Raw genomic sequence first — 25,729 nt, 5'->3', positions numbered from 1 at the left:
CCCCTCGTGCAGCGCTAAAGTCCTGGTAGTGCAGCAATTCTGGTGGCGATCAACGCGTACGCCCTTGCGCTGTCGGTCAATTGCCGCACGGCGACGGACTCGTCCGGCCGATGTGCTTGTTCTTCGATCTCCCCGGGACCGAGCACGACGGTGGGTATTCCCATCTGCTGTGCCACAAAACCACCATCGCACGATGCCGTCCAGATGTCAGTGGAACGGCCAAATCCGTTGTCCATAACCGATTGCACTGCGGTAGTGACCAATCCGTTGTTCACGCTGGTCAGAAAGCCTGGCATTTCCATCGCGATACCGATCTCGACATCGATACCGGACCCGGTGAGTTCCGCAGATTCGATGCGGGATCGCAGATCTCCTACGACTCCGGCGGCGCTCTCGCCGGGTAACAGACGGCGGTCGACGGTGACGACACACCGGTCGGCGACCATCGAGGTGCCCGTACCTCCCGCTATCGTCCCCACATTCCAGGTGGCCGGCCCCAGTTCGGGGTCGGGGTTCGCATCCAATTCCGCCTGGGAGCCCTCGATGATTCCGATGATGCGTGCTGCAGCAGAGATGGCGTTGGCTCCGTTGCGCGGCTGCCCCGCATGCGCGGAACGGCCCCGAACCTCGATCTCCAGGTTCGCCGCCCCTCTGCAGCCGTAGATGGTGACCAGATCCGTAGGCTCCGCCACCACGCAACAGCTGTACGTGCGGTGCTGAGGTTCGGCGACGAAAGCTCGGATACCGAGTCCGGTGTCCTCCTCGTCGACCAGGCACGCCAACGTCATGGGGTGCTCGTCCGCGAGACCGGAACGCAGCACGGCGGCCATGGCCGCCACCACCGCGGCCAGGCCGCCTTTCATGTCGCAAGACCCGCGGCCGACGATGCGACCGTCCCGAACCACGGCGGAAAAGGGATCGGTGGCCCAGCCCGTACCAGCGGGGACCACATCGGAGTGGCCCACGAACAGCACCCCTGGCCGCTTGTCGGATCCGATGGACACGAAGACGTTGGGCCGACCAGGAGCGACCTCGACGGTCCGAACATCGAAACCCAGTGCGCGACAGTGTTCGGCGAGGACCTTCGCGGTCTTCTCCTCGGTGTCCCCGGGATTCTCACCGCCCGCATCGATCAAAGCTGTTGTCAGACCGACAATTTCGTGCTCGTCGATCGAATCCAGGAGGGCACGTTCGGAACTCGTGACCGTCATCGAGTGGGATCGGAGGCGAGCAGGTGCTTGGACTTCTCCACTGCCACCGCCAGTCTTCTGATTCCCTCGTCGATGCGTTCGGGAGTCGACGAGGCGAAGCACAGGCGCAGCGAATCGTGGAATTTGCCGCCCACCGACAGTGCCGGTCCCGGGATGTAGGCCACTCCTTCGGCGAGCGCCGTCTCGAACAGGTCCTGAGTAGAGAAGTCGACGTCGTTGCCGCGCAACGTCGCCCAGAGAAAGAATCCGCCCTCGGGGTCGGTCGTCGACATCGAGTCACCGAAGTGTCTGGCGATGCTGTTCTGCATCGCGACCTTGCGCGGCAGGTACACCGACGCCAACGACCGAAGGTGCTCGTCGAGCAGTCCGCGCCGGATGTACTCGGCGACCATCCGCTGCGCAGGCAGGTTGGTGCACGTGTCCATTGCCTGCTTGGCGTTGACGATCAGTTGCCGCGCCTCGGGGGCGGCGTCCACCCATCCCACCCGTAGGCCGGGCGCGATCATCTTCGAGAACGTGCGCACGGAGAAGATCAACGGGTCGTTGGGACTGAGTGTGCCGAAACTGGGGATCGACTCACCCGAGAAACGGAGCAGACCGTAGGGATCGTCGTCGAGGATCACCGATCCCCAACGGTGTGCCAATTCGATGAGCAACCGACGGCGCTCGAGCGACAGGGTCACCCCGGACGGGTTCTGAAAGTTGGGGATCACGTAGATCATCTTCGGCAACCGCCCCGCGCGCTCGACGAGCTCGGGCAATGCCTCGACGATGAGACCGTTGCTGTCCATCGGGGCCTCGAGGATGTCGCCCCCGTAACTGAGTACGGTGGCGGTTCCGTTGGTGTACGTGGGACTTTCGACGATCACCAGGTCGCCCGGATCGACGAACAACTTGCACGCGATGTCGAGGCCCTGCATCCCGCCCGAGGTGATCACCACTCGCTCCTCGGACGTGGGCTCGCCCACCGACTCGAGGTAGGCGAGCAATGCGTCGAGAAGGCCGGGGTCACCCTCGGTGGCACCGTAGTCGAACGCGTCCGCGGTGAGCACGCCGGCGGCGATCTCGGTGAATGCAGCAGCCGGAACCGTCTCGGCGGCAGGAGATCCCATCGCGAAGCGCACGATGTCGTGTTTCTGCGCCGCAAGGAGCGATGTCGACGAATCGATCACCGATCCCACCAGCTTGTCGGTTCGCAGGGCCCACGGAATGCTGGGAGGGGAGCCTACGGAACGACCTTGTGTGGCAGAAGTGGAGCCTGCGGATCGACCTTGTGTGGCAGGAGTGGAGCCTGCGGAACGACCTTGGGTGGATGCGGTCATGCTCACTCCTTCGTCAGTAGTTCTCGGGGGTATGCAGTGAAGGTTTCGAGGCCGGTCTCGGTGACGCGAACGGCCTCGGATACCTCGTATCCGTAGTCGTCCATCCACATTCCGCCGATGATGTGGAATGTCATGTTCTCGGCGAGCACCGTCTCGTCGTCGGTGCGCAGGCTCACGGTGCGCTCACCCCAGTCGGGTGCGTAGGCGATGCCGATCGAGTAGCCGATGCGCGACGGTTTGTGCAGTCCGTGCTTGGCCAGGCTGGTGTTCCACACCTGCGCCAGCTCGGTGGCGGTGACGCCTGCCTGCACGGTTGCGAGCACGTCGTTCAATGCTTCCCCGGTGGACTTGGCGAGGTAATCCAAACGCGGACTGGGCTTTCCGAGCACGATCGTGCGTGCCATCGGGATGTGGTAGCGCCGAAACACTCCGGCCAGTTCGACGACGGTGGTCTCGCCCCGCACGAAGGGTTGATGCGACCAGGTCAGGTGCGGGGTGTCGGCCCCGGCACCGGTGGGCAGCATCGGCACGATTGCCGGATGATCGCCGCCGAAGTCCGCGGTTCCCCGCACCTGTGCGTTCATGATGGCCGCGGCCGCGTCGCACTGCCGCTCACCCACCGAGATCGACTGGTAGGCCGCCGACATCGCCGATTCGCACACCTGTGCTGCACCGCGCATCAGGGCGATCTCCGCGGGCGACTTGACCACTCGCACCCAGTTGATGAGCTCGTAGGAGTCGGTGAATCGGTACTCGGGCAGCGACTTCACCAGAGCTTCGAATGCCTTGGGACTGAAGTAGTACGAGTCCATCTCCAGACCCACTTGGCCGTGCTCGAAGTTGTTCACCAGCCCCAGTTCGCGCAGCTTCGCGGCGACCCAGACGAAGGGATGAGTGTCCTTGCGCTGCACGAACGTTTCGGGGTAGCCGAACGTTCGATCCTGCGGCAGCCACGACGTGCGAAACGCGCCGTTGGCGTCCATTTCGCGGGCGAAGAAATACATGTCGCCCTCGAGCGGGACGTACAACATCTGCGGGGTGTAGAACGAGAGCGCGTTGTACCCGAGCAGGTAGTAGAGGTTGGCGGGATCGGTGACGATGAGTGCGGTGAGGTTCTGCGCTGCCATCCGCTCACGGACGGCAGCGAGCCGGGCGGCGTACTCCTCGTCGGTGAACGTGATCGGCGTGCTGTTCGGAACATCGGGGTACCGCGCCAGGCCGGGAGCGGCCCGTCCTGCGGTGTCTTCGGGTCCGATTGCGGTGACGTATGCGGAGTCGGATGAGTCGTTCACGGGCACCCCCTTCGATCGTGGAGATTTAGTAGATTGTTGACAATCAGGCTAGGCGCTTACGCCAGAGGTACGCAAGACTTCAGATGTAAATGCTGTGTTGCACGCCGAGCGATCTATCCCGGAGTGGCCAGAACCGAGTGTTCGGCATGCTCCTCGACCATCGCCCGGGTCAAGTCGTGGATGGCGGTGTCCATGTGCTCGTGTACGCCCTTTTCCAGTGCGTCCCAATCGGATCCGAGCAGAAGATCGACGATCAATTGATGTTCCTCCACCAACGCCTCTGGCCGGTAGTACGCGGTTTCGAGGTTGGCCATACAGATACGCGCTTCCGCAGCGAGCGTGGCGTACATCCGCGACATTCGGCTGTTGCGCGTCGCTGCGACGAGGGCCGTGTGAAATGCGAGGTCTCGTTCGGCCAGACCTCGCCAGTCCGCCCGGTCGATGAACGGCTGCATCTGCATCACGATGGCAGAGAGCTCGTCGGCAGCGGTGATCAGCCGGCCGCGATCACCGTGTACCAACGTCCACGCAGCACCGACCTCGATCGCCGCACGGGACTCGTAGATCTCGGTGACATCGTCGCTGCTCAGTTCGACGACGAACACGCCCCGGTTGCGGTAGCTGACCAGTAGACCCTCTTGATTGAGGCGCTGGAGCGCCTCACGCACCGGGCCCCGCGAAATTTCGAGTTCGGCCGCCACGTTCGCCTCGTTGATCTGCTCCCCCGGGGCATAGGACCCGTCGATGATGCGATCGCGAATCTGGTCGGCAATCACCATCGACGTGTTGCGTGCGTCGATGGGCGTCAGTCTTCTCGAACTGGGCATGATCGAAAGCCTCCTTCAGCCTCGGGGAATGGCAAAGTATTTGTACTCCAGGAACTCGTCGATTCCGACTTTTCCGCCCTCGCGACCCAGCCCGGACTGTTTGACGCCACCGAACGGTGCCGCGGGGTTGGAGACCAGACCGGTGTTGAGACCGGCCATGCCCACCTCGAGCCGCTCCCCCATCCGTAGCGCCCGATCGATGTCCTGAGTGAAGACGTACCCGACCAGTCCCCATTCGGTGTCGTTCGCGAGGGCGATCACCTCGTCCTCGGTGTCGAACGGCACGATCGCCGCCACCGGCCCGAAGATTTCCTGCGACATCAGATCCGAATTCGAGTCGACGTCGGTGAGCACCGTCGGCGGGTAGAAGTAGCCGGGCCCGTCCGGTGCCGCTCCCCCGACGATCGCACGCGCGCCACGACCGAGTGCGTCGTCGACGAGTCTCTGCACCTTCGACCGGCCCGCATCGTCGATCAGCGGCCCCACCTCTGTGCCGTGTGCAGTACCTGCCCCCACCGTCAACGCACCCATACGCTGGGCGAGCTCGTCCGCGAACTGCGCTGCGACACTGCGGTGTACGAAGAATCGATTGGCTGCGGTGCAGGCCTCGCCCATGTTGCGCATCTTGGCAACCATCGCTCCGTCCACGGCGCGGCCGAGGTCCGCGTCCTCCATGACGATGAAGGGTGCGTTGCCACCGAGCTCCATCGAGGTGCGCATCACCGTCGATGCAGCTTGCTCGAGCAGGATCTTTCCCACTGCAGTCGAACCGGTGAAACTGATCTTGCGGGCCGCACCGCTGCTCATCCACGAGCCCACGACACCCGCTGCATCGGTGGTGGTCACGACATTGACGACGCCCGCCGGGACACCCGCGTCGTGCAGAATCGAGGCCAGAGCCAGGGCAGTGAGCGGAGTCTGTTCGGCCGGCTTGAACACCACGGTGCAGCCCGCCGCCAACGCCGGGCCGATCTTCCGAGTTCCCATGGCCAGCGGGAAGTTCCACGGAGTGACGAGGATGCACGGTCCCACGGGCGCTCGGGTGACCACAATGCGGTTCTTACCGTCTCCGGTGAGGGTGTGATCACCCGAGATACGCACTGCTTCTTCGGAGAACCACCGGAAGAACTCCGCGCCGTACGCCACTTCACCACGCGCGTCGGCCAGCGGTTTCCCCATTTCCGCGGTGATGATCGCGGCGAGTTCCTCCGACCGCGCCATGATCAATTCGTAAGCCTTACGCAGGATTTCACTGCGGGCACGGGGCGCAGTCGCGGCCCATTCGGCAGCGGCGTCGACTGCCGCAGCCATCGCATTCTCGGCATCGGTGATGCCACCGTCGGCCACCGTGGCAATCACGTCACCGCTGGCGGGATCGATCACATCGAACCGGGCAGCCGAGGCTGCGGCTGTCCAGACACCTCCGATGAACAGGTCGGTGGGGGTCGTCATGGGGGGTCGAGTGAGGCTGGTCGTCATTGCCGCGGTCCTTTCGTCGAACGTGGATCGAGTATCTGAGCCAGGTGCACGGACGCATCACTGGTCAGCTCACCGGTGAGTTGTCGCACCTGCATGTGGCAGCTGAATCCGTCGGTCAGAATCGGAGTGTCGGGCTCGGTGGCACGAACAGCCGGTGCGAGAGCCTGTTCGGCGACTTTCATGCTGAGCTCGTAGTGACTGCTCTCGAAGCCGAAATTGCCTGCCACTCCGCAGCATCCGGTGGCTTCCCGCACTGCCTCGACACCGACGGAGGCCAAAGCGTTGCGTTGGGTCGCGTTGCCGAACACGGCATATTCGTGGCAGTGGGTCTGGACCGTCACCGACGCAGGAACCTGCGCCGAGGGCACCCACCCCGCCGCGGCCTGATCGATCACCGCTCCCGCGAAACTCTGCACCCGCGCCGCAACCCTTCTCGCAGCAGCCGTCGGTACCAACTCGGGCATGTCCTTGCGGAATGCCGCGGCACAGCTCGGCTCGGTGACGACGATCGGCCGATCGGTACCGTCGTCGAGCGCAGCAACGGCTTTCGTGAGGTGCTTGCGGGCGGCCTTCAACTGGCCCGTCGAAATCCACGTCAGACCACAACACACGTCGGTCCGGCATTCGGTGCTGCGGCCGGAATCCTCGAGCACGCGCTGCGCCGCGCCCGCGACCTCGGGGCGAAAGCCCTGAGTGAAGGTGTCGACGACAAGCACCACGTCGGCGGCGCGGCCTCCGCCCATCCGTATTTCGTGAGCCAGTTCCTTCGCCGACGCGAAGCGCGGCAACGGCCGCTCGGTGGTCAGACCACCGAGTCGAGCCGCCAGTGCCGCGATGCGCGGGATGAGCAGACGGTTGAGCAGCGGTGCCGTTCGCTGCGTCACCTTCAGCCAGCGGGGCAACCATCCCAGCGAGTAGTGCGAGAGCGGTCGCAACCGACCCGCATAGTGATGGTCGAGAAACTCCGATTTGTACGTCGCCATGTCCACCCCGACCGGGCAGTCCGAGGAACAGGCCTTGCACGACAAGCACAGGTCCAACGACTCTGCCACGTCTTTCGAGGCCCACCCGTCGGCGACGGTCGGCGAGCTGCGCACCATCTCCTGCAGCACCCGGGCGCGGCCCCGAGTGGAATCCTTCTCGTCGCCCGTCGCTCGGAAGCTCGGGCACATGACGCCTCCGGAGGTGGTGCGGCACTTACCGACACCGACGCACGATTGGGTGGCGTGAACGAAAGGATCCAGATCCTCTCGCGTTCCGATCTGGTGCAGATCGAACGTCGTCTTCCACTCTCGTTGCGGAATACCCTGCAGCATCAGGTTGTCCATCATCGGCTCGGGCTCGGTGATCGATCCCGGGTTGAGAATGCTGCTGGGGTCCCAGATGCGCTTGAATCGCGCGAACGCGTCGAGCATGCGAGGCGAGTACATCACCGGCAGCAGTTCCGAGCGTGCCCGACCGTCTCCGTGTTCGCCCGACAGGCTGCCGCCGTGCTTGACGACGACCCGCGCTGCGGCGCGAAGGAAGTCGTACATCACCCGTCGCCCGGCGTCGGTGCGTTGATCGAACGTGATGCGCACGTGCATGCAGCCGGCACCGAAGTGGCCGTACATCACTCCCGTCAGTTCGTGCTCGGCCAGTAGCGAATTCAGGTCGGCGAGATACGCCGACAGGTTTTCCGGTGCCACGGCGGCGTCCTCCCACCCGCCCCAGGACTCGACTCCACTGGCCATCCGCGTGGCCAGGCCCGCTCCGTCTTCACGTACCCGCCACAGCGCTGTTCGATCGGCCGGGTCGGTGACGATGAGACCTTCCTTCAACCGTCCGAGCCGGCCGAGCTCCCCGAGCAGCCTTGCCGCTTTGTCCTCGACCTCGGCCGCGTCGGCCCCGTCGAGGTCGACGTACAGCCAGGCATTTCCTGCCGGCAAGCCGCGCACGGAGTCCGGCCCACGCCGGTACTCCATCGTCCGCACGATGTTGTCGTCGATCCCCTCCACCGCAGCCGGCGAAAATTCCAGAATCGCCATGACGTCGGCTGCAGCTGCGACCACGTCCTGGTAGCCGAGGCAGAGCAGCAACGCGGCAGGCGGTACGGGCACGACCGTGACGGTGACCGAGACGATCACTGCACAGGTGCCTTCGCTGCCGACCAACGCACGCGCGACGTCGAACCCGTTCTCGGGCAGCAGATGCGACAGATGAAATCCGGACACCTGTCGCGGAATGCGGCCCAGCTCGACCCTGAACAGCGCCAGATTGTCGGCCGCAAGTGTGCGCAACTCGTGCGAAATGCGTTCGGCCGCAATGCTTGCTGCCGCATCTTCGGCATGCACGGCCGACACGCCACTACGGGTGACCCGCAGTAGATGCCCCTCGGCTGTCACCACGTCCATCGCCACCGTGTGGTCCGAGGTGCGACCGTAGCGAACCGAGTGGTTACCGCATGCGTCGTTGCCGACTGCACCGCCCACCGTGGCGCGTGTTTTGCTGGACGGGTCGGGGGCGAACGTGAAGGCCCCCGACGTGCGTGTCACCAGCTCACGCTGCAACTCCGAAATCACGATGCCCGGTTCCACGACGGCGGTCCGCGAATCCGTGTCGACCGAGATCACCCGATTCATGTGACGAGAGAAGTCGAGCACTATTCCGCGGCCGATGGCGTTGCCCGCCATCGACGTTCCGCCGCCGCGGCCGATCACAGCGACTCCGGCCTCGGTGCACAGCGACACCACGGTGGATACGTCGTCGGCGCTGCGCGGGAACACGACCGCTGCAGGCGGAATTCGGTAGTTCGAGGCGTCGTAGGAATACTCTGCCAGGCGCCGAGGCGAGTCGTCGATATCGATCCCCGTCTCCCGCACTCGATGCACGAGTGCGGGGACATCGGATCGGATGGGCGCAGACGTCACAGCACGTTCTTCAGCGTTCGCGACAGCGCGTCGATACCCTGCCGCATCTCGTCGTCGTTCACGATCAGCGCGGGAATGATCCGGACCACGTTGCCGAGCGCCCCGCACGTGAGCAGCAACAGCCCTTCGTCGATCGCGCCCTGCTGTACGCGGAGGGCGGCGGCAGCATCGGGATTGCCTGCACTGTCGACGAATTCGAGCGCCTGCATCAGTCCGAGTCCACGTGCATCACCGATGGCCGAGTGCTCTGCCTTCAGTGCGAGCAGGCCGTCGAGCAGAACCTTGCCCTGGACGGCTGCATTGGCGACAAGACCCTCGTCGCGCACCACATCGAGGGTGGCGACGCCGGCAGCGGCGGCGACGGCGTTGCCGCCGTAGGTTCCGCCCTGAGAACCCGGCCATGCCTTGCTCATCAGCTCGGTCGATGCCGCGATGGCAGAGATCGGAAAACCGCTGGCAAGCCCTTTCGCGGTGATGACGATGTCCGGAGTGATCGACGAGTGCTGGTGCCCCCAGAATTTTCCAGTACGCCCCACACCTGCTTGCACCTCGTCGACGATCAGGACGATGCCGTGCGTGTCGGCGCGTTCCCGCAGTCCCTCGAGGAATTCGGGCGGCGTGGGCAGGTATCCACCGTCACCGAGAACCGGTTCGATGATGAACGCGGCGGTGTCGGCGGGGCTCGACATCGTCATCAGCAGGTAGTCGAGTTCCTTCAACGCGAACGCGACCGCGGTGTCCATGTCCCAGCCGTACCGGAACGCGTACGGGAACGGTGCGATGTGCACTCCCCCCATGATCGGCGAGAAGCCGGAGCGAAATTTGGTTCCAGCGGTGGTCAACGATGCGGCCGCTACCGTGCGTCCGTGAAATCCTCCGTGGAAGGCGATGATGTTGGGTCGCCCGGTTGCCATGCGTGCCAATCGAATCGACGCCTCGACGGCCTCGGAGCCGGAGTTGGCGTAGAACACGCTGTCGAGCCCGGCCGGCAGTACCTCGCCGAGTTTGTCGGTCAACTCCAGTAGCGGTTGGTGCATGACGGTCGTGTACTGCGCATGAATGATCTTGCCCACCTGCTCACGCGCGGCCTCGACCACGCGCGGATGGCAGTGCCCGGTACTGGTGACACCGATTCCAGTGGTGAAGTCGAGGTACTTGCGCCCGTCCGTACCGATGATCCAGCTGCCCTTTCCGTGATCGACGACGATCGGCGTCGCCTGCTTGAGTGCCGGGCTGAGGTGGGTACGAGTCGACGCTGTCATGACTGCCATCGTCACTCACGCCTTTCCGATTGTCAACAATCTGCAATTAGCATTTTTATCGAGCCGGACTCGTGGAGCGATACAGTTCGTTCGTGTCCGCCTCGAACCCCCGCATCGTCGTTCTCGGCAGCATCAACATGGATCTGATCACCCGCACTCCGTCCCTGCCCGATCCGGGCGAGACCGTGATGGGAACGTCCTTCACCACCACCCCGGGCGGTAAAGGGGCCAACCAGGCTATTGCTGCTGCGAAAGCCGGATCGTCGGTCGCCTTCCTCGGAGCAGTCGGAGACGACGAATTCGGAGTAACGCTGCGCCACACGCTCACGGCCGCAGGCATCGACGACACTGCAGTGCGTACGGCCGCTGGTTCGAGTGGCATCGCCACCATCACCGTCGACGACCGTGCCGAGAACAGCATCGTCGTCGTCCCCGGCGCCAACGGCACCGTCCGCGATCTCACCGACGACGACCGCACCGTCATCGCAGACGCCGATATCCTACTGTGCCAGTTGGAGATTCCCATCGACACCGTGGTCGCCGCATTCGAGTTCGCGCACTCTCGCGGTGTGATCACGATGCTCAATCCCTCACCGGTACAGGACTTACCCGACGCCCTGATTGCAGCCACCGACGTACTCGTGGTCAACGAGGCCGAGGAAGCCCGCATCGGACACCGAGCGGACGACGTGGAACAGGTGGTGACCACCCTGGGGGCCAAGGGTGCCCGGTACCGCGGATCCGAATCGTTCGAGGTGTCGGCACCACGGATCGAGGCAGTCGACACCACCGGTGCCGGAGATGCGTTCGCCGGGGCGCTCGCTGCATCGTGGTCCGCCGGACCACGCGTGGCAGTCGAATGGGCAACCACTGCAGGTTCTTTCGCCGCCACGAGACCCGGGGCGAGCGCTTCGTCAGGCACCCGGGCCGAGATAGACACACTCCGCGATGCGGCCGCTCGATGAACGCTCCGGACGTGAACGAACTCCGACTGTTGCGCCGCGCACGTGATCGGATGGACCGCGACTTCGCCGAACCTCTCGACGTGCCGACCCTCGCCCGCACGGCACTGATGTCCACCGCGCACTTCAGCCGCCGCTTCCGCGAGGCATACGGGGAGACGCCGTACGCCCATCTGATGACCCGAAGAATCGAGCGCGCCAAAGCTCTGCTGCGCCGCGGAGATATGACCGTCACCGAAGCGTGCTTCGCGGTGGGTTGCACCAGCCTCGGTTCCTTCAGTTCACGGTTCACCGAGATCGTCGGCGAGACGCCCAGCGCATATCGCGCCCGTGATCACCGCGACAGCCGAGCGGTACCGAGTTGCCGAGCCATGGTTCTCGGCCGGCCGATGCGTGGCACCGCTGCAGCCGACGCCGCCACCGAACCGAGCAGAATCGGAGAAGCAACGACGACCGGGGCGTTCTAGCCTTGCGTCATGACACTCTCACTGAGCCACGTACACATCTACACCGACGACCCCGATGCCTCGTTGGCCTTCTATCGCGACACCCTCGGTCTCGAGGTGAAGAGCGAGGTCGCCAACGACGGCTATCGCTGGATCACGTTGTCTCCCAGTGATCAACCCGAGATCGAGATCGTGTTGTCGCAGCCGCACGCGGGCCGCTCGCAGGAGCTCGGCGATCAGATCGCGGCTCTGCTCGCCAAAGGCGAAATGCCGGGCTTGCTCTTCCGTGCCGATGACCTCGACGGAGCGTTCGAAAAGATCCGAGCGGCAGGTACCGCCGAGATTCTGCAGGAACCGACGAGTCAGCCGTGGGGTGCGCGCGACGCAGCCTTCCGCGATCCGGCCGGAAACATGGTGCGCGTCAGCCAAGCCTGACTGGAGCCTGCGGAACGAACGAGGAGCACGCAGCACGGTTCCTTGTCGTACCGATGCTGCACGATGGACGGTATGACGACAGCGACGCACGCGACCGTGGGCAACTTGCGCGATGACGCCGAGAGGTTGTTGCGCGAGCTCGCCGGCCCCGACGCTGTGCTGCGAGACGACCAGTGGACGGCGATCGAGGCCCTGGTGGTGCACCGTCGACGTGCTCTGGTGGTGCAGCGAACAGGCTGGGGAAAGTCTGCCGTGTACTTCATCGCCGCGAAGCTGCTACGCGCTCAGGGCCTGGGTCCTACCGTCATCGTCTCTCCCTTGTTGGCGCTGATGCGTAATCAGGTGGCCTCCGCCGAGCGCGCAGGCGTTCGCGCAGCCACGATCAACTCGGGGAACATGACCGAATGGGACGACATTCACCAGCAGGTCAACTCCGGTGAGCTCGATGTGTTGCTGGTCAGTCCCGAGCGTTTGAACAACCCCGATTTCCGCGATCAGGTGCTGCCGTCCCTGGCCGGGGACGCCGGCCTGGTCGTGGTCGACGAGGCGCACTGCGTCTCGGATTGGGGCCACGATTTCAGGCCGGACTACCGGCGTATCCGCACCCTGATCGCCGAGCTGCGCGACGGTATTCCCGTACTCGCGACCACCGCAACGGCCAACGACCGCGTGGTGGACGACGTTGCGGCACAGCTGGGTGTCGGCGGTGGCGACACCCTCGTACTGCGCGGCGGGCTCGCCCGCGATTCGCTGCGCATGGCGGTGGTGAAAATCGACAACGCCACCGAACGGGCCGCCTGGCTCGGCGATCACCTGAAGACTCTGCCCGGGTCCGGAATCATCTACACCCTGACGGTGTCGGCGGCCAAGGACCTCGCGGCCCTGTTGACCGATCAGGGCCACGTCGTTGCGTCGTACACCGGTCAAACGGACCCCACGGAGCGCGAATCGCTCGAAGGTGATCTGCTTTCCAACCGAGTCAAGGCACTCGTCGCCACGTCCGCGCTCGGCATGGGGTTCGACAAGCCCGATCTCGGTTTCGTGGTGCACATAGGGGCTCCATCGTCTCCGATTTCGTACTACCAGCAGGTCGGCCGTGCCGGGCGCGCCACGGAACGAGCCGACGTGGTGCTGCTTCCCGGCCACGAGGATCGGCAGATCTGGAGCTACTTCGCCTCGGTCGCCTTCCCCCGCGAACATCTGGTGCGGCAGGTCATAGAGGCCTTGAACACCGAGAAGGCTCAGTCGACGCAGGCACTGGAGCCGCTGGTGGAGCTGAACCGCAGCAGGCTCGAAATGGTCCTCAAGGTCCTCGACGTCGACGGAGCGGTCAGACGCGTTCGTGGCGGCTGGATGGCCACCGGGGAGCAGTGGTCGTACGACGCGGACCGTTACGAGCGCCTCGAACAAGCGAGGGACCGCGAACAGCAGGCCATGCTCGACTACCAGAGCACCGACGGGTGCCGGATGGAGTTCCTGCGTCGGCAGCTCGACGATCCCGACCTCGGCGCACCGGGCAGCGAGTCCGATCGCTGCGGCCGGTGTGACAACTGCACGGGTGAGCACCCGTCCGCTTCCGTCGACGCGGCCTCGGTCGATTCGGCAAGAGCACGGCTGGATCGGCCGGGCATCGACCTGCAGCCGAGAAAGCAGTGGCCGAGCGGCATGAAGAAGCTGGGTGTATCCCTCTCGGGCAAGATCGCCGATCCACACGAGCCGGGACGTGTGTTGGGTCGCTTGACCGACCTGGGCTGGGGTAGCCGCTTGCGGGCTCTGCTGGACGCGCCCGATGCCCCTGCCACCGATGCTCTCGAGAAAGCCTGCATCACAGTGCTGGCCAATTGGGACTGGACGCAGCGGCCCTCTGCCGTTCTCGCCCTCGACTCCCCCACCCACCCGCTGTTGGTGCGGTCGATCGCCGCTCGATTGGCAGCCGTCGGCAAGTTGCAGGATCTGGGGATGATGCAGGTCAGGCCCGGTCATCCGCCGGTATCGGCCGCCAATTCGGCGTTTCGGGTCGCCGGGCTGGTGGACTCGTGGGAGGTTCCGGACGTATCGTCCGTTCCAGGGCCGATTCTGTTGATCGATCTGCTGACCGACACCGGGTGGACGTTCACCTGTGCCACGTCTGCTCTGACGTCAGCGGGTGCTTCGGCGGTGTTGCCGTTCGCGCTCGCAACACCGAAATAAAGATTCTCGGCAGACCGGGGTTTATACCGCGCATTTCTGGGTAACGCCTGCCGGGCGCCGATCGTGTGAGCACCATCACATTCGGCGGTTAACCTGGGGAAGCATGTCCGTTTCCGGGGTCGATTTCCCGGCGCAGTCGATATGCCTGGGCAACGTTGTTACGTTTGTATTTCCTATGAAGCCCGCATTGCTGAGAGGTACCCCGCTCACTGCGCCGGACGCAGTGAAGTTTCGTAAGCCACAGATCTCCGACGGAGTCCGGCTCTGGGAGATCGCAAGAGATTCGCGAGTTCTGGACCTCAATTCCAGCTACTCGTACGTGTTGTGGTGCCGTGATTTCGCGGCCACCACCGTCGTATCCGATATCGACGGCCGCGCAGTCGGTTTCGTCACCGGATACATCCGCCAGGACGCCCCGCGCACACTGTTCGTGTGGCAGGTCGCCGTGGATGCGGACCAGCGTGGCAAGGGACTTGCCGGTCGCATGCTGATGGAGCTGCTCGACCGCCTCGAACCACAGGGCATCACGCATCTGGAAACGACGATCAGCCCGGACAACGAAGCGTCCATCGCAACCTTCACGAGCCTCGCACGCAAGCGAGGCACCGACATCGTCAGGTCGGATTTGTTCGCGCCCAACGATTTCCCTGATAGCCACGAAGCCGAAGAGCTCTACACAGTGGGCCCCGACGCGTCGCGGAATTACGAAAGGAACAAGCAGAACATGACCGAAAAGAACACAGTGACAACAGAGAAGCCCGATGTATTCGAGACCGTCGAGTCCGGCGTGCGTAGCTACAGTCGCCAGTGGCCCGCCGTGTTCACCACCGCGAAGAACTCGGTCATCACCGACGAGAACGGCAACGACTACCTCGATTTTTTCGGTGGCGCAGGCGCACTCAACTACGGCCACAACAACGACATGATCAAGAGCGCGTTGGTGGACTACATCACCAGCGATGGCATCACCCACGGACTCGACATGTCCACCGTCGCCAAGCGTGAGTTCCTCGAGTCGTTCAAGAAGAACATCCTCGACCCCCGCGGCTTGGACTACAAGGTTCAGTTCCCCGGCCCGACGGGCACCAACACCGTCGAGGCGGCCCTCAAGCTCGCTCGTAAGGTCACCGGGCGCGAGGCGATCATCAACTTCACCAACGCATTCCACGGCATGACACTCGGCGCGTTGTCGGTCACCGGCAACTCGATGAAGCGAGCTGGCGCCGGAATTCCGTTGGTGCACACCACCCCGATGCCGTACGACAACTACTTCGGCGGCGTCACCGAGGACTTCCAGTGGTTCGAGCGCGTTCTCGACGACTCGGGCAGTGGATTCAACCGTCCGGCCGCGGTGATCGTGGAGACCATTCAGGGCGAGGGCGGAATCAACGTCGCACGTCCGGAGTGGTTGCGCGCGTTGGCCGAACTGTGCTCGCGACGCGAAATTCTGCTGATCGTCGACGACGTGCAGATGGGCTGCGGACGCACCGGCCAGTTCTTCTCGTTCGAGGAAGCCGGCATCACCCCGGACATCGTCACCCTGTCGAAGTCCATCGGCGGTTACGGCATGCCGCTGGCGCTGACACTGTTCAAGCCCGAGCTGGACGTCTGGGCACCGGGTGAGCACAACGGCACCTTCCGCGGCTTCAACCCGTCGTTCGTCACGGCGAAGGCAGCTATCGACCACTACTGGTCCGACGACAAGTTCGAGAAGGAAACCCTCGCCAAGGGCGAGCACATCCAGGATCGGTTCATCAAGCTGTGCGCCAAGTTCGACGGCATCTCGACCCGCGGTCGCGGCATGGTCCAGGCCTTGGTGTTCGACGACGCCGAGTTGGCCGGCAAGGTGTCTCAGCTCTGCTACGACGAGCGTCTGCTCGTCGAGACCGCAGGCCCCAAGGACGAGGTCGTCAAGCTTCTTCCCCCGTTGACCACAACGATCGACGAGCTCGACCGCGGCCTGGACATCATCGAAAGTGCAGTGGCAAAGGTTCTCTCCTAGAGACCAGTTCGCACACACCGATATCGAAGGAGGACATCGTATGATCGTTCGCACCACACAGGAGATCACCGGCACCGACCGTGACATCTCGAGTGAAGACGGCAACTGGCGCAGCAAGAGAATCATTCTCGGCGGCGACAAGGTCGGATTCTCGTTCCACGAGACCACGATCCAAGCCGGCACGGTGAACAACTTCCACTACGCCAACCACGTCGAGGCCGTTTGGCTGATCGAAGGCGAAGGAACGCTCACCGACCGCGAGACCGGAGAGACCTACGAGCTCGGTGCAGGATCGATGTACCTGCTCAACGGACACGAGCGCCACACGGTAGAGCCGCGTACCCAGATGCGCATGCTGTGCGTGTTCAATCCTCCCGTCGTCGGCAACGAGACCCACGACGAGAACGGCGTCTACCCCCTCGTCGAGGTACCTGCGTAACCCTCACTCGTACATCGGCCCGCACCGACGCACACGCGTCCGTGCGGGCCGTTCGTGTCGGTAGCCCGTAGTGCGATCGGTCGCTACCCTGGACGAAGTGAATGCACCCACCGCGTCCGCGACTACGTACGAGCAACTCACCTCGCTGCTCGACGGTCGGACGATCACCGTCGTCAGCGGTGCAGGCATGTCCACCGACTCGGGTATTCCCGACTATCGCGGCCCGCAGTCGCCGCCCCGCAACCCGATGACGTTCCAGCAGTTCATCGGCGACGCCGAGTTCCGTCGTCACTACTGGGCCCGCAACCACGTCGGATGGCGGCACATGGACGCCGCAATGCCCAACGACGGACACCGAGCGCTCGCCCGGCTCGAACGTGCAGGCGTCGTCACCGGAATCATCACCCAGAACGTCGACATGCTGCACACCAAGGCCGGCAGCCGGAACGTCGTCGACCTGCACGGCGTCTACGCCCGGGTGCGCTGTCTGAACTGCGAGCGGTTGATCTCGCGGTTCGAGTTGGCCCGAAGGCTCGATCGCGCCAATCCCGGCTTTCTCGAATCCGTCGCACCTGCGGACGGTGTCGAGATCGCTCCCGACGCCGACGCCATCATCTCCTCGACCGCACACTTCCGAATGGTCGATTGCGAAACATGTTCCGGCATACTCAAACCCGACATCGTCTACTTCGGCGAAAGCGTACCCAAGCCGCGCGTTGCCGAGGCCTACGATCTGGTGGACCGGAGTGATGCACTGCTGGTGCTCGGCTCCTCGCTGACCGTCATGTCCGGCCTACGTTTCGTCCGGCACGCGTCCAAGACCGGAAAGCCGATCGTCATCGTCAATCGCGGGACCACTCGCGGCGACGAATTCGCCTCTCTCACAGTGCATGCGGGTTGCTCCGAGACCGCGACAGCGCTGGCCGACACACTCGATCAGGCGGGAACCAGATCGTCGGCGTGAACCACCGGCCGCTGTAGCTCCGCGGCCAACTCCCCCGTCGACCGGCCGAGCATGCCGGCCAGTTCTCCCGAGTCGTATGCGACGACCCCGCGGGCCACCAGTGTGCCGTCCGGGTCCATCAGCGAGACCACATCTCCACCGTGAAAGGCACCCGTCACCGACGTGACCCCAGCGGACAGCAACGACCGTCGACGCTCCACGACCGCTCGCACGGCCCCAGCGTCCAGGTGCAGTTCGCCCGCTGCATCGGCGGCATGCCGCACCCAGAACTTGCGAGCGGACAACCGTGTCGGCCGAGCTGCGAATGCGGTACCCACCTCGGACGTTGTCAGCGCCTGGGCAGCGTCGGACGCCGCAGCCAACAGCACGGGCACACCTGCGTCGGCCGCCAGGCGGGCAGCGGACAGCTTGGAGGCCATTCCGCCGGTACCGAGTGCTCCCCCGGACCCGGCGACCACGCCGTCGAGATCCTCCGGGCTCGAGACATCTGGAATCAACGTGGCGGAACCCTTGCGGGGATCGCCGTCGTACAACCCGTCGACATCCGAGAGCAGGAACAGTGCGTCCGCACCGACGAGATGTGCCACCAGAGCTGCGAGGCGATCGTTGTCGCCGAAGCGAATCTCCGCGGTGGCGACGGTGTCGTTCTCGTTGACGATGGCGACCGCACCGAGCGAGCGCAGTCGATCCAACGTGCGCTGCGCATTGCGGTGATTGGTTCGACGCGCGATGTCCTCGGCTGTCAGCAACACCTGCCCCACCGTGCGTCCGTACCGATGGAACGACGAACTCCAGGCGTTGACCAGAGCAAGCTGTCCTACGCTCGCCGCGGCCTGCTTCGTTGCCAGATCGCGCGGACGTCTGGTGAGGCCGAGCGGTGCCATGCCTGCACCGATCGCGCCGGACGAGACGACCACCACGTCGGTGCCGCTACGCATCCGCGACTCGATGGCATCGGCGAGCAGATCGAGTCGGCCCAGATCGAGACCGGTGTCGAGACTGGTGAGCGCCGAGGATCCGATCTTGACCACGATGCGCTTGGCGTCGGCAATCGTGCGACGGGTATCGGTGAGAGCCGTTACGGGCGAATCGGATTCACGCACCGACACCACGTCTACTCCTGTTCGGTATCGAGCCCGCGGCGTACCTGGCGGGCATGCTTACGTTCGGATGCGCCGATGCGCTCGACCTGATCGAGTCGAGCATCGGTGCCGCGGCCGGTCATGGTGATCTCGACACCGGCCGGTGTCTGCGGCTCCCAGTCGAACGAGACGTCGCCGATGGTGACCGAGGCACCCGGTTGAGCACCGGCCTTGATCAACGCGTCCTCGACGCCGAGGCGCGCGAGCCGGTCCGCGAGGTAGCCGACGGCCTCGTCGTTGGTGAACTGCGTCTGGCGAACCCACCGCTCGGGGCGCGTACCCCGAACGATGAAGCCGTCAGGGATGTCCGGATCCTTGACGACCTTGAAGCTGTCGTCGTTTCGAGCGACGGGACGCAGCACCTGACGCCGCGGCTCGGGGGCCGGATGAGCTGTGCGGTAGTCCTCGACGAGCTTCGCCAACGCGAACGTCAGCGGCTTGAGGCCGGCGCGCGTCACCGCCGAGATGGTGAACACCGGCCAGCCGCGGGACTCGAACTCGGCGGTCACCATCTCCGCGAGCTCGGCACCCTCGGGAATGTCCGCCTTGTTCAGTACGACGATGCGCGGTCGGTCGGCGAGGTCGCCGAGGCTGGCATCGCCGGACAGTGCCGGCTTGTATGCCGCCAACTCGGCTTCGAGGGCGTCGACGTCGGAGATCGGGTCGCGGCCCGGATCCAGTGTCGCGCAGTCGACTACGTGTGCGAGCACAGCGCAACGCTCGAGGTGCCGCAGGAAGTCCAGCCCGAGACCGCGGCCCTGACTCGCTCCGGGGATCAGCCCGGGTACGTCGGCGACGGTGAACGTGGTGTCTCCGCTGGAGACCACTCCGAGATTCGGTACCAGTGTGGTGAAGGGGTAGTCGGCGATCTTCGGCTTCGCTGCGGAGAGCACCGAGACCAGCGACGACTTGCCGGCCGACGGGAAACCGACGAGACCGACATCGGCGACGGACTTCAGCTCGAGCACCAGCTCGCGCTCGATGCCTTCTTCGCCGAGCAGCGCGAAGCCGGGTGCCCGGCGAGCCTTGGACGCGAGTGCAGCGTTGCCGAGGCCACCACGTCCGCCCGGTGCCGCGTCGAAACGTGTTCCCTCACCGATCATGTCGGCGAGGACGTTCCCCTTCTTGTCGAGAACGACAGTGCCGTCGGGGACCTTGAGAATCAGGTCCTCGCCGTTGGCACCCTCTCGGTTGCCACCCATGCCCTGAGTTCCGTTGCCCGCCTTGGCGTGGCTGGAGAAGTGGAAGTCGAGCAGAGTGTGGACGTTGCTGTCGACGACGAAGATGACACCGCCACCCTGCCCGCCGTTTCCACCGTCCGGGCCACCGAGAGGCTTGAACTTTTCGCGGTGAACCGAAGAGCAGCCGTTGCCACCTTTGCCGGCGCTGACGTGCAGCACCACGCGGTCGATGAATCGTGACATAGCTGTCTTCGATCCTTTCTGAGAAAAAGCGGGAGAAAAAAAGCGATAGGGGCGGACCGGTCTCGTGACCCTGGTCCGCCCCTATCGGGAGCTGTGAACGTACGCCGTGAATGTTCGATCGAGCAGTTGCTGCTCGATCGGATCATCTACGAGCGCGAGCGCTGCAGAAGGACTAGGCCTCTACAGCGACCGGAACGATGTTCACGGTCTTGCGTCCGCGCTTGGCACCGAATTCGACTGCGCCGGGAGCGAGTGCGAACAAGGTGTCGTCGCCGCCGCGACCGACGTTGACGCCGGGGTGGAAGTGCGTGCCGCGCTGACGGACCAGGATCTCGCCTGCGCCTACGGTCTGGCCGCCGAAGCGCTTGACGCCGAGGCGCTGTGCATTCGAGTCGCGACCGTTACGGGAGCTTGATGCACCCTTCTTATGTGCCATGTTGCATACCCTCCTCGGGGTTAATCAGCTGAAAAGAACGCGGGTCCGGTGAGACCTGGTTACTTGATGCCGGTGACCTTGAGGACAGTCAGCTTCTGCCTGTGTCCCTGACGCTTGTGGTATCCGGTCTTGTTCTTGAACTTGTGGATGCGGATCTTCGGGCCCTTGGTGTGCTCGACGATCTCACTGGCGACCGAGATCTTCGCCAGCTTGTCTGCATCTGTGGTCAGGTCGGATCCGTCTACGACGAGGACCGGAGCAAGCGAGACAGCAGTGCCGGGCGCTCCCTCGATCTTCTCGACCTTGACGAGGTCACCAACAGCGACCTTGTACTGCTTTCCGCCGGTCTTGACGATCGCGTACGTTGCCATCGGAGGGCTACCCCTTGCTTCTTCGAACTTGCTCGCGTTGCACATGGCAACACGACTGGTCTGGTAAAACGTGTTTGCTTGCTCCCTATCGGCCGGCCGGGATGATGATCATCTCGACCCGCTCGAGAACCGTTGTTCCCTGCAGGACCACTACGGCACAGCAGAACGGTGTCACCGGGAGCGACTTATCAAGGTTACGGCAGAGAGACGGCCAGGGTCAAACTGCCTGAACTGCTAGGCATCGATGTCCACCGGAGGACCTGCAGGCCGCGCTGCTGCGCGCCGTCTGCGAGGACGTGCCGTCGGCACCTCCACCGGCTCGACGGGCTGCTCGGCCGCCGACGTCAATGGTTCCGACACCTCGGCTTCGGTGGCCTCTGCCGCACCGGCAGGGGCGGCGTCGCCCGAAACCGGCACCACGAGAACCACACCGGCGTCCGGTGCCGCACTGGTCGGAGCAGCCGCCTTCCGCGCAACCCGGCGTCCACGCCGAGCCTTCGGTGCCACCGGTTCGACCTCGACGGGCGGCTCGGCGGCAGGCTGGTCGGCTGCCGACTCGGTGGTCTCGGCAACGAGAGCGACGTTCGACTCCGCATCGGCGACCGACGCGGCGGCAACGTCGACATCCTCGACGGAGACAACCGTCACGACAGCACCTGCGTCCGAAGTCTCACTCGCAGGCGATGTCTCGACGTCGGCGGGGCTGACGTCGGCAACCACGTCGTCGTGGTGTGCCGCCATCGCCAGGGCGACAGGGTGCGCCCTCTTGATCGACGGGTCGACTGCGGGGTGATCGGCCCCGTCCGCGGCTCCCGACTGGGAGTTCGAGGTGGTGCGCTCACTGCCGTCGTTCCCGTCGGCCTTGTTGTCCTTGCCTCGTCGCCGCCTGCTGCTCGTGCCCGAGCTGCTCGACTCCGAGCGCGACGAATTGGAGCGGCCGTCGTTGTCCGGCTTGGCGTCGATGGGGAACGGATGCACGATGATGCCGCGTCCCTGGCAGTGCTCGCAGGTCGTGGAGAACGCCTCGACGAGCCCGGTACCGAGCTTCTTTCGAGTCATCTGCACCAACCCGAGCGAGGTCACCTCGGAGACCTGGTGGCGCGTGCGGTCGCGACCCAGCGCCTCGGTCAGTCGGCGCAGCACCAGATCGCGGTTGGATTCGAGCACCATGTCGATGAAGTCGACCACGATCATTCCGCCGATGTCGCGCAGACGCATCTGACGGACGACTTCCTCGGCCGCCTCGATGTTGTTGCGAGTGACCGTCTCTTCGAGGTTGCCGCCCGAACCGGTGAACTTGCCGGTGTTGACGTCGACGACGGTCATCGCCTCGGTGCGATCGATCACCAGGGTGCCGCCGGAAGGCAGCCAGACCTTACGATCGAGCGCTTTGGCAAGCTGCTCGTCGATACGATGCGCGGCGAAGACGTCGACAGAACTGCCGTCGGCCTCGTAGCGCTGCAGCCGCTCCACCATGTCCGGTGCGACGGTCTCGACGTAGTTCGACGTCGTCGTCCACGCCTTGTCGCCCTCGATGACGAGCTTCGAGAAGTCCTCGTTGAACAGATCACGAATGACCTTGACGAGCATGTCGGGCTCTTCGTAGAGGGTCTGCGGCTGCACACCCTTTCCGGTCTCGGCATTGGCCGAGCGCTCCTCGATGCTCGCCCACTGCGCCTGCAGTCGCGTCACATCGCGGGCGAGCTCTTCCTCGCTGACGCCCTCGGCCGCGGTGCGGATGATGACACCCGCCTCGGGAGGAACGATGTCTCGGAGAATGTCCTTCAGACGCTTGCGTTCGGTGTCGGGCAGCTTGCGGCTGATGCCGGTGGAGCTACCGCCGGGCACGTACACGAGAAAGCGTCCCGCGAGCGAGAGCTGCGTCGTCAGGCGAGCACCCTTGTGCCCCACGGGGTCCTTGCTCACCTGGACGAGAACCTGATCGCCCGGCTTGAGGGCCTGCTCGATCTTCCGCGAATTGCCACCCAGGCCGGCAGCGTCCCAGTTGACCTCACCGGCGTACAGCACACCGTTGCGGCCACGGCCGATGTCGATGAATGCTGCTTCCATGCTCGGCAACACGTTCTGGACGCGCCCGAGATAGACATTTCCGACCATGGACGCGGTCGCGCTGCTGGTGACGAAGTGCTCCACGAGCACGCCGTCTTCGAGCACGGCAACCTGTGTGGTCAACGGGTGGTCAGGGGTGGCCTTCTCGCGCACGACCATGACCCGGTCCACGGACTCACGCCGCGCCAGGAACTCGGACTCGGTCAGAATCGGCGGTCGACGACGACCGGCATCGCGGCCGTCGCGCCGTCGCTGACGCTTGGCCTCGAGACGTGTCGAACCGGTGATCCCCTGGACCTCGTCCCTGGGGGCGCGGCTCTTGTTCCGCGGCTCCCGCTCGTGCACGACCGTGTTCGGCGGGTCGTCCTCGGACGCTGCAGCCTCGGCCGCTACCTCGGCTCCGGTCTTACGACGGCGACGACGGCGGCGACGGCGGCTGGAGCCGTCTCCCTCCGAACCACCGTTGTCGGAGTCGTCGAAGTTGTCCTGCGCATCCGAATCCGACTCGTCGTCCTTGTCCTCGGCCGAGGAGTCCGCTGCGCGGGTGTCGTCCGAGGCATCGTTCGAGTCGGAGTTCTGCCGGTCCGAGGATCGGTTTCGGGTGCGCGACCGACGCGAACGCCTGCTCGAGCCCGACTGCTGGTCGTCACCGGCGGAGGACTCGTCCGAGTCCGCGTCGGTCCCGTCGGACGACTCTGCGTCGGCAGAATCGATGCTGTCGGTGTCACTCGTGGAATCGTCGTCCGAATTCTCGTCGGTCGAGTTCTCGTCCGAGGACTGTTCCCCGCGACCACGGCCCCGGCCGCGACGCCCTCGCCTGCGGCGTCGTGGCTGGGACTGATCGTCGTCGCCGTCATCGTCGGTAGAGCCGTCGGACGCAGTCGACTCGTCGACCGCGGGTACGACGGACTCGGTCTCGTCGGCTCGAGGTTCGGTGGTCTCGGTCGTGGCTGTGTTCTCGACCGTGGCTGTGTTCTCGGTGCTGTCGGCGTTCGCGGCCTCGTCCTTCGGCGCTGCCTTGCGACTGCGTCGACGGCGGGCCGGGGGCTCTGCCGGTGACTCCGTGGACTCCGGAGCAGCAGCATCCACGGCGGCGGGCTGCAGGAAGAGCGGAGTGGCAAACGTAGTTGCCGTGGCCTGGTCGGTCGTTGCCGCGGCCTGGGCAGGCTCGGGTTCCGCCGCGGGTGCATTGGTGAACAGTTGCGGGTCGGACCACGAGGTCTCGGCCGACGGTACGTCCGCGGAGGGCACCTCGGACGGAGCGCTCGGCTCGGACCGTTCGGCGGGCGAGTCGACCACCGGTGCAGCAGGCGCGTTCACCGAGTCGCGGACGGACTCCGCAACGTCGCGGCTCAAGCTCGACTGGGCACTGCGCGCTTCGATGCCGAGTTCACCCAGTGTGACGAGCAACTGCTTGCTGGTGACACCGAGGATCTTGGCCAGTGCGTGTACGCGCAGCCTGGTGGGCAGTTCGATGGTGTCGGGTTGCGCCTGGGACACCGCACCTGTTTCCACAGGGGGCACCGCTTCGTCGCGCTCCGGACCTCCCACGTTCTCGTTCTGTACATCTTCGGGCGGGCTTTGATCGGCCACGTAGTCTCCTCGGGCCCCCGGGCGCGTTCATCCGATGTCGGGTGTGACGCGGCCACGCGAGGGCAATCCTTGTGTACTCACGTCGGGTTGGACGTCAGCTGTTCTGTCTCGCTCCGCACTCGAGCCGATGACCACGTCGGAGTTCTCGATGGTCGACGACAGCGCGTGCAGTGCCTGGCTGGATGGTGGTGTCTCGGCGATCCGAGCGCCTGATCATCAAGCAAGAACGCGAACGAGCCTGTCTCTCGTTCGAGCATCTGCGATGACGGGCAGCGGATAGACGACAGTCATCCGATCGAATCCACAACACCGGTCTAGCGAACTTCGGTGAAGCCTTGACTTCGGTGGAGCGTGAAACCTGTACGTACTCGTGCAGTGGAGTCGATCTCCGTCGAGTATCCCACACGCGATGATGCGTACTCGCCACGCCGCACCGATCGAGTACCGAGCGGTTGCGGCGTGGCTGCGTGGATGCGTTGCTGTAGTGCCGAGGATGGAACCGTCAGGCCAGGCCGGGGAACCAGAGCGCGATCTCGCGTTCGGCCGACTCCACGGAATCCGACCCGTGCACCAGGTTCTGCTGACCGTCGAGCGCGAGGTCACCTCGGATAGTGCCGGGGACCGCCTTGGCCACCGGGTCGGTGCCACCGGCGATCTGCCGGAAGGCGGCGATGGCACGGGGGCCCTCGAGAACTGCGGCCACGACCGGTCCGGACGTGATGAACTCGAGGAGGTCGGGGAAGAACGGCTTGCTCTCGTGCTCCGCGTAGTGAGCCGAGGCCAGTTCACGGGAGACGGTCTTGAGCTCGAGTGCGACGATGCTCAGACCCTTCTTCTCCACGCGGCCGAGGATCTCTCCTACGTAACGCCGGGCAACTCCGTCGGGCTTGATCAGTACAAGGGTGCGGTCGGTCACGTCGACGACAGTAATGGACGCGAGCGCAGGCGCGCGC

The 25,729-nt window shown here is 64.8% G+C and carries 20 protein-coding genes and 1 pseudogene; 8 read left to right on the top strand and 13 right to left on the bottom strand.

What is annotated here, in order from left to right; genetic code table 11:
- Positions 1-14: 14 nt before the first annotated feature.
- The 7 genes from CH305_RS19035 to CH305_RS19005 form a co-directional block, all read right to left on the bottom strand.
- The gene (locus tag CH305_RS19035; RefSeq protein ID WP_094704594.1) at positions 15-1,211 is read right to left on the bottom strand and encodes a M20 family metallopeptidase; all 1,197 of its coding nucleotides are present in this window, start codon (positions 1,209-1,211) and stop codon (positions 15-17) included.
- A complete protein-coding gene (locus tag CH305_RS19030) occupies positions 1,208-2,533 on the bottom strand; it encodes a PLP-dependent aminotransferase family protein (protein ID WP_242640172.1) in 1,326 nt (441 codons plus the stop codon). The genes CH305_RS19035 and CH305_RS19030 overlap by 4 nt, the downstream gene beginning before the upstream one ends.
- 2 nt (positions 2,534-2,535) lie before the next feature.
- Positions 2,536-3,714: a Xaa-Pro peptidase family protein gene (locus CH305_RS19025; protein WP_170944802.1), complete on the bottom strand. Its 1,179-nt coding sequence runs from the start codon at positions 3,712-3,714 to the stop codon at positions 2,536-2,538.
- A gap of 224 nt (positions 3,715-3,938) precedes the next feature.
- Positions 3,939-4,652 carry a GntR family transcriptional regulator gene (locus tag CH305_RS19020; protein WP_230592415.1) on the bottom strand — a complete coding sequence of 238 codons (714 nt, stop codon included), beginning with the start codon at positions 4,650-4,652 and terminating at the stop codon, positions 3,939-3,941.
- A gap of 15 nt (positions 4,653-4,667) precedes the next feature.
- Positions 4,668-6,131 (bottom strand): NAD-dependent succinate-semialdehyde dehydrogenase, encoded by a 1,464-nt coding sequence (locus CH305_RS19015; protein ID WP_037151033.1) that lies wholly within the window; start codon positions 6,129-6,131, stop codon positions 4,668-4,670.
- The gene (locus CH305_RS19010; protein WP_094704593.1) at positions 6,128-9,040 is read right to left on the bottom strand and encodes an FAD-binding and (Fe-S)-binding domain-containing protein; all 2,913 of its coding nucleotides are present in this window, start codon (positions 9,038-9,040) and stop codon (positions 6,128-6,130) included. The genes CH305_RS19015 and CH305_RS19010 overlap by 4 nt, the downstream gene beginning before the upstream one ends.
- Positions 9,037-10,302: an aspartate aminotransferase family protein gene (locus CH305_RS19005; protein WP_037151288.1), complete on the bottom strand. Its 1,266-nt coding sequence runs from the start codon at positions 10,300-10,302 to the stop codon at positions 9,037-9,039. Before CH305_RS19005 ends, CH305_RS19010 begins: the two co-directional genes overlap by 4 nt.
- A gap of 92 nt (positions 10,303-10,394) precedes the next feature.
- Here CH305_RS19005 and CH305_RS19000 point away from each other — a divergent pair, with 92 nt between their 5' ends.
- The 8 genes and pseudogenes from CH305_RS19000 (at position 10,395) to CH305_RS18970 (ending at position 17,740) form a co-directional block, all read left to right on the top strand.
- Positions 10,395-11,267 (top strand): ribokinase, encoded by an 873-nt coding sequence (locus CH305_RS19000; RefSeq protein WP_032402541.1) that lies wholly within the window; start codon positions 10,395-10,397, stop codon positions 11,265-11,267.
- The gene (locus CH305_RS18995; protein ID WP_032402395.1) at positions 11,264-11,731 is read left to right on the top strand and encodes a helix-turn-helix transcriptional regulator; all 468 of its coding nucleotides are present in this window, start codon (positions 11,264-11,266) and stop codon (positions 11,729-11,731) included. Before CH305_RS19000 ends, CH305_RS18995 begins: the two co-directional genes overlap by 4 nt.
- A 9-nt stretch (positions 11,732-11,740) precedes the next feature.
- The gene (locus tag CH305_RS18990; RefSeq protein WP_094704592.1) at positions 11,741-12,145 is read left to right on the top strand and encodes a VOC family protein; all 405 of its coding nucleotides are present in this window, start codon (positions 11,741-11,743) and stop codon (positions 12,143-12,145) included.
- A 72-nt stretch (positions 12,146-12,217) separates the two neighbouring features.
- Positions 12,218-14,335 carry an ATP-dependent DNA helicase RecQ gene (locus CH305_RS18985; RefSeq protein ID WP_094704659.1) on the top strand — a complete coding sequence of 706 codons (2,118 nt, stop codon included), beginning with the start codon at positions 12,218-12,220 and terminating at the stop codon, positions 14,333-14,335.
- A 103-nt stretch (positions 14,336-14,438) separates the two neighbouring features.
- Positions 14,439-15,011 (top strand): annotated as a pseudogene (ectA, locus tag CH305_RS29530) (diaminobutyrate acetyltransferase); the annotation flags it as partial.
- A gap of 48 nt (positions 15,012-15,059) precedes the next feature.
- Positions 15,060-16,337: a diaminobutyrate--2-oxoglutarate transaminase gene (ectB, locus tag CH305_RS18980; RefSeq protein WP_052058464.1), complete on the top strand. Its 1,278-nt coding sequence runs from the start codon at positions 15,060-15,062 to the stop codon at positions 16,335-16,337.
- A gap of 40 nt (positions 16,338-16,377) precedes the next feature.
- Positions 16,378-16,776: an ectoine synthase gene (locus CH305_RS18975; protein WP_032379201.1), complete on the top strand. Its 399-nt coding sequence runs from the start codon at positions 16,378-16,380 to the stop codon at positions 16,774-16,776.
- A 97-nt stretch (positions 16,777-16,873) separates the two neighbouring features.
- Positions 16,874-17,740: a Sir2 family NAD-dependent protein deacetylase gene (locus CH305_RS18970; protein WP_179278347.1), complete on the top strand. Its 867-nt coding sequence runs from the start codon at positions 16,874-16,876 to the stop codon at positions 17,738-17,740.
- Here the strand turns inward: CH305_RS18970 and proB are convergent.
- The 6 genes from proB to ndk form a co-directional block, all read right to left on the bottom strand.
- On the bottom strand, positions 17,713-18,852 hold the full coding sequence (gene proB / locus CH305_RS18965; RefSeq protein WP_176458292.1) for a glutamate 5-kinase: 1,140 nt from the start codon (positions 18,850-18,852) through the stop codon (positions 17,713-17,715). The genes CH305_RS18970 and proB overlap by 28 nt on opposite strands.
- Before the next feature lie 2 nt (positions 18,853-18,854).
- Complete coding sequence (gene obgE, locus CH305_RS18960; protein ID WP_032368196.1) at positions 18,855-20,306, bottom strand: GTPase ObgE; 1,452 nt, start codon at positions 20,304-20,306, stop codon at positions 18,855-18,857.
- A 172-nt stretch (positions 20,307-20,478) separates the two neighbouring features.
- Entirely contained in the window at positions 20,479-20,742 is a 264-nt protein-coding gene (gene rpmA / locus CH305_RS18955; RefSeq protein WP_032379202.1) for a 50S ribosomal protein L27, read from the bottom strand.
- A gap of 59 nt (positions 20,743-20,801) precedes the next feature.
- The gene (gene rplU, locus CH305_RS18950) at positions 20,802-21,113 is read right to left on the bottom strand and encodes a 50S ribosomal protein L21 (protein ID WP_027497555.1); all 312 of its coding nucleotides are present in this window, start codon (positions 21,111-21,113) and stop codon (positions 20,802-20,804) included.
- A gap of 234 nt (positions 21,114-21,347) precedes the next feature.
- Positions 21,348-24,776 carry a translation initiation factor IF-2 N-terminal domain-containing protein gene (locus tag CH305_RS18945; RefSeq protein ID WP_094704591.1) on the bottom strand — a complete coding sequence of 1,143 codons (3,429 nt, stop codon included), beginning with the start codon at positions 24,774-24,776 and terminating at the stop codon, positions 21,348-21,350.
- A gap of 502 nt (positions 24,777-25,278) precedes the next feature.
- A complete protein-coding gene (gene ndk, locus CH305_RS18940; protein WP_032379203.1) occupies positions 25,279-25,692 on the bottom strand; it encodes a nucleoside-diphosphate kinase in 414 nt (137 codons plus the stop codon).
- Between the last annotated feature and the right edge of the window lie 37 nt (positions 25,693-25,729).

Origin of the sequence: Rhodococcus sp. 15-649-2-2, assembly GCF_002258645.1 — a bacterium.
In the GTDB taxonomy this organism is placed as follows: Bacteria; Actinomycetota; Actinomycetes; order Mycobacteriales; family Mycobacteriaceae; genus Rhodococcoides.
The sequence above is the reverse complement of the archived record's forward strand: the minus strand, read 5'-3'. Positions and strand labels throughout refer to the sequence as shown.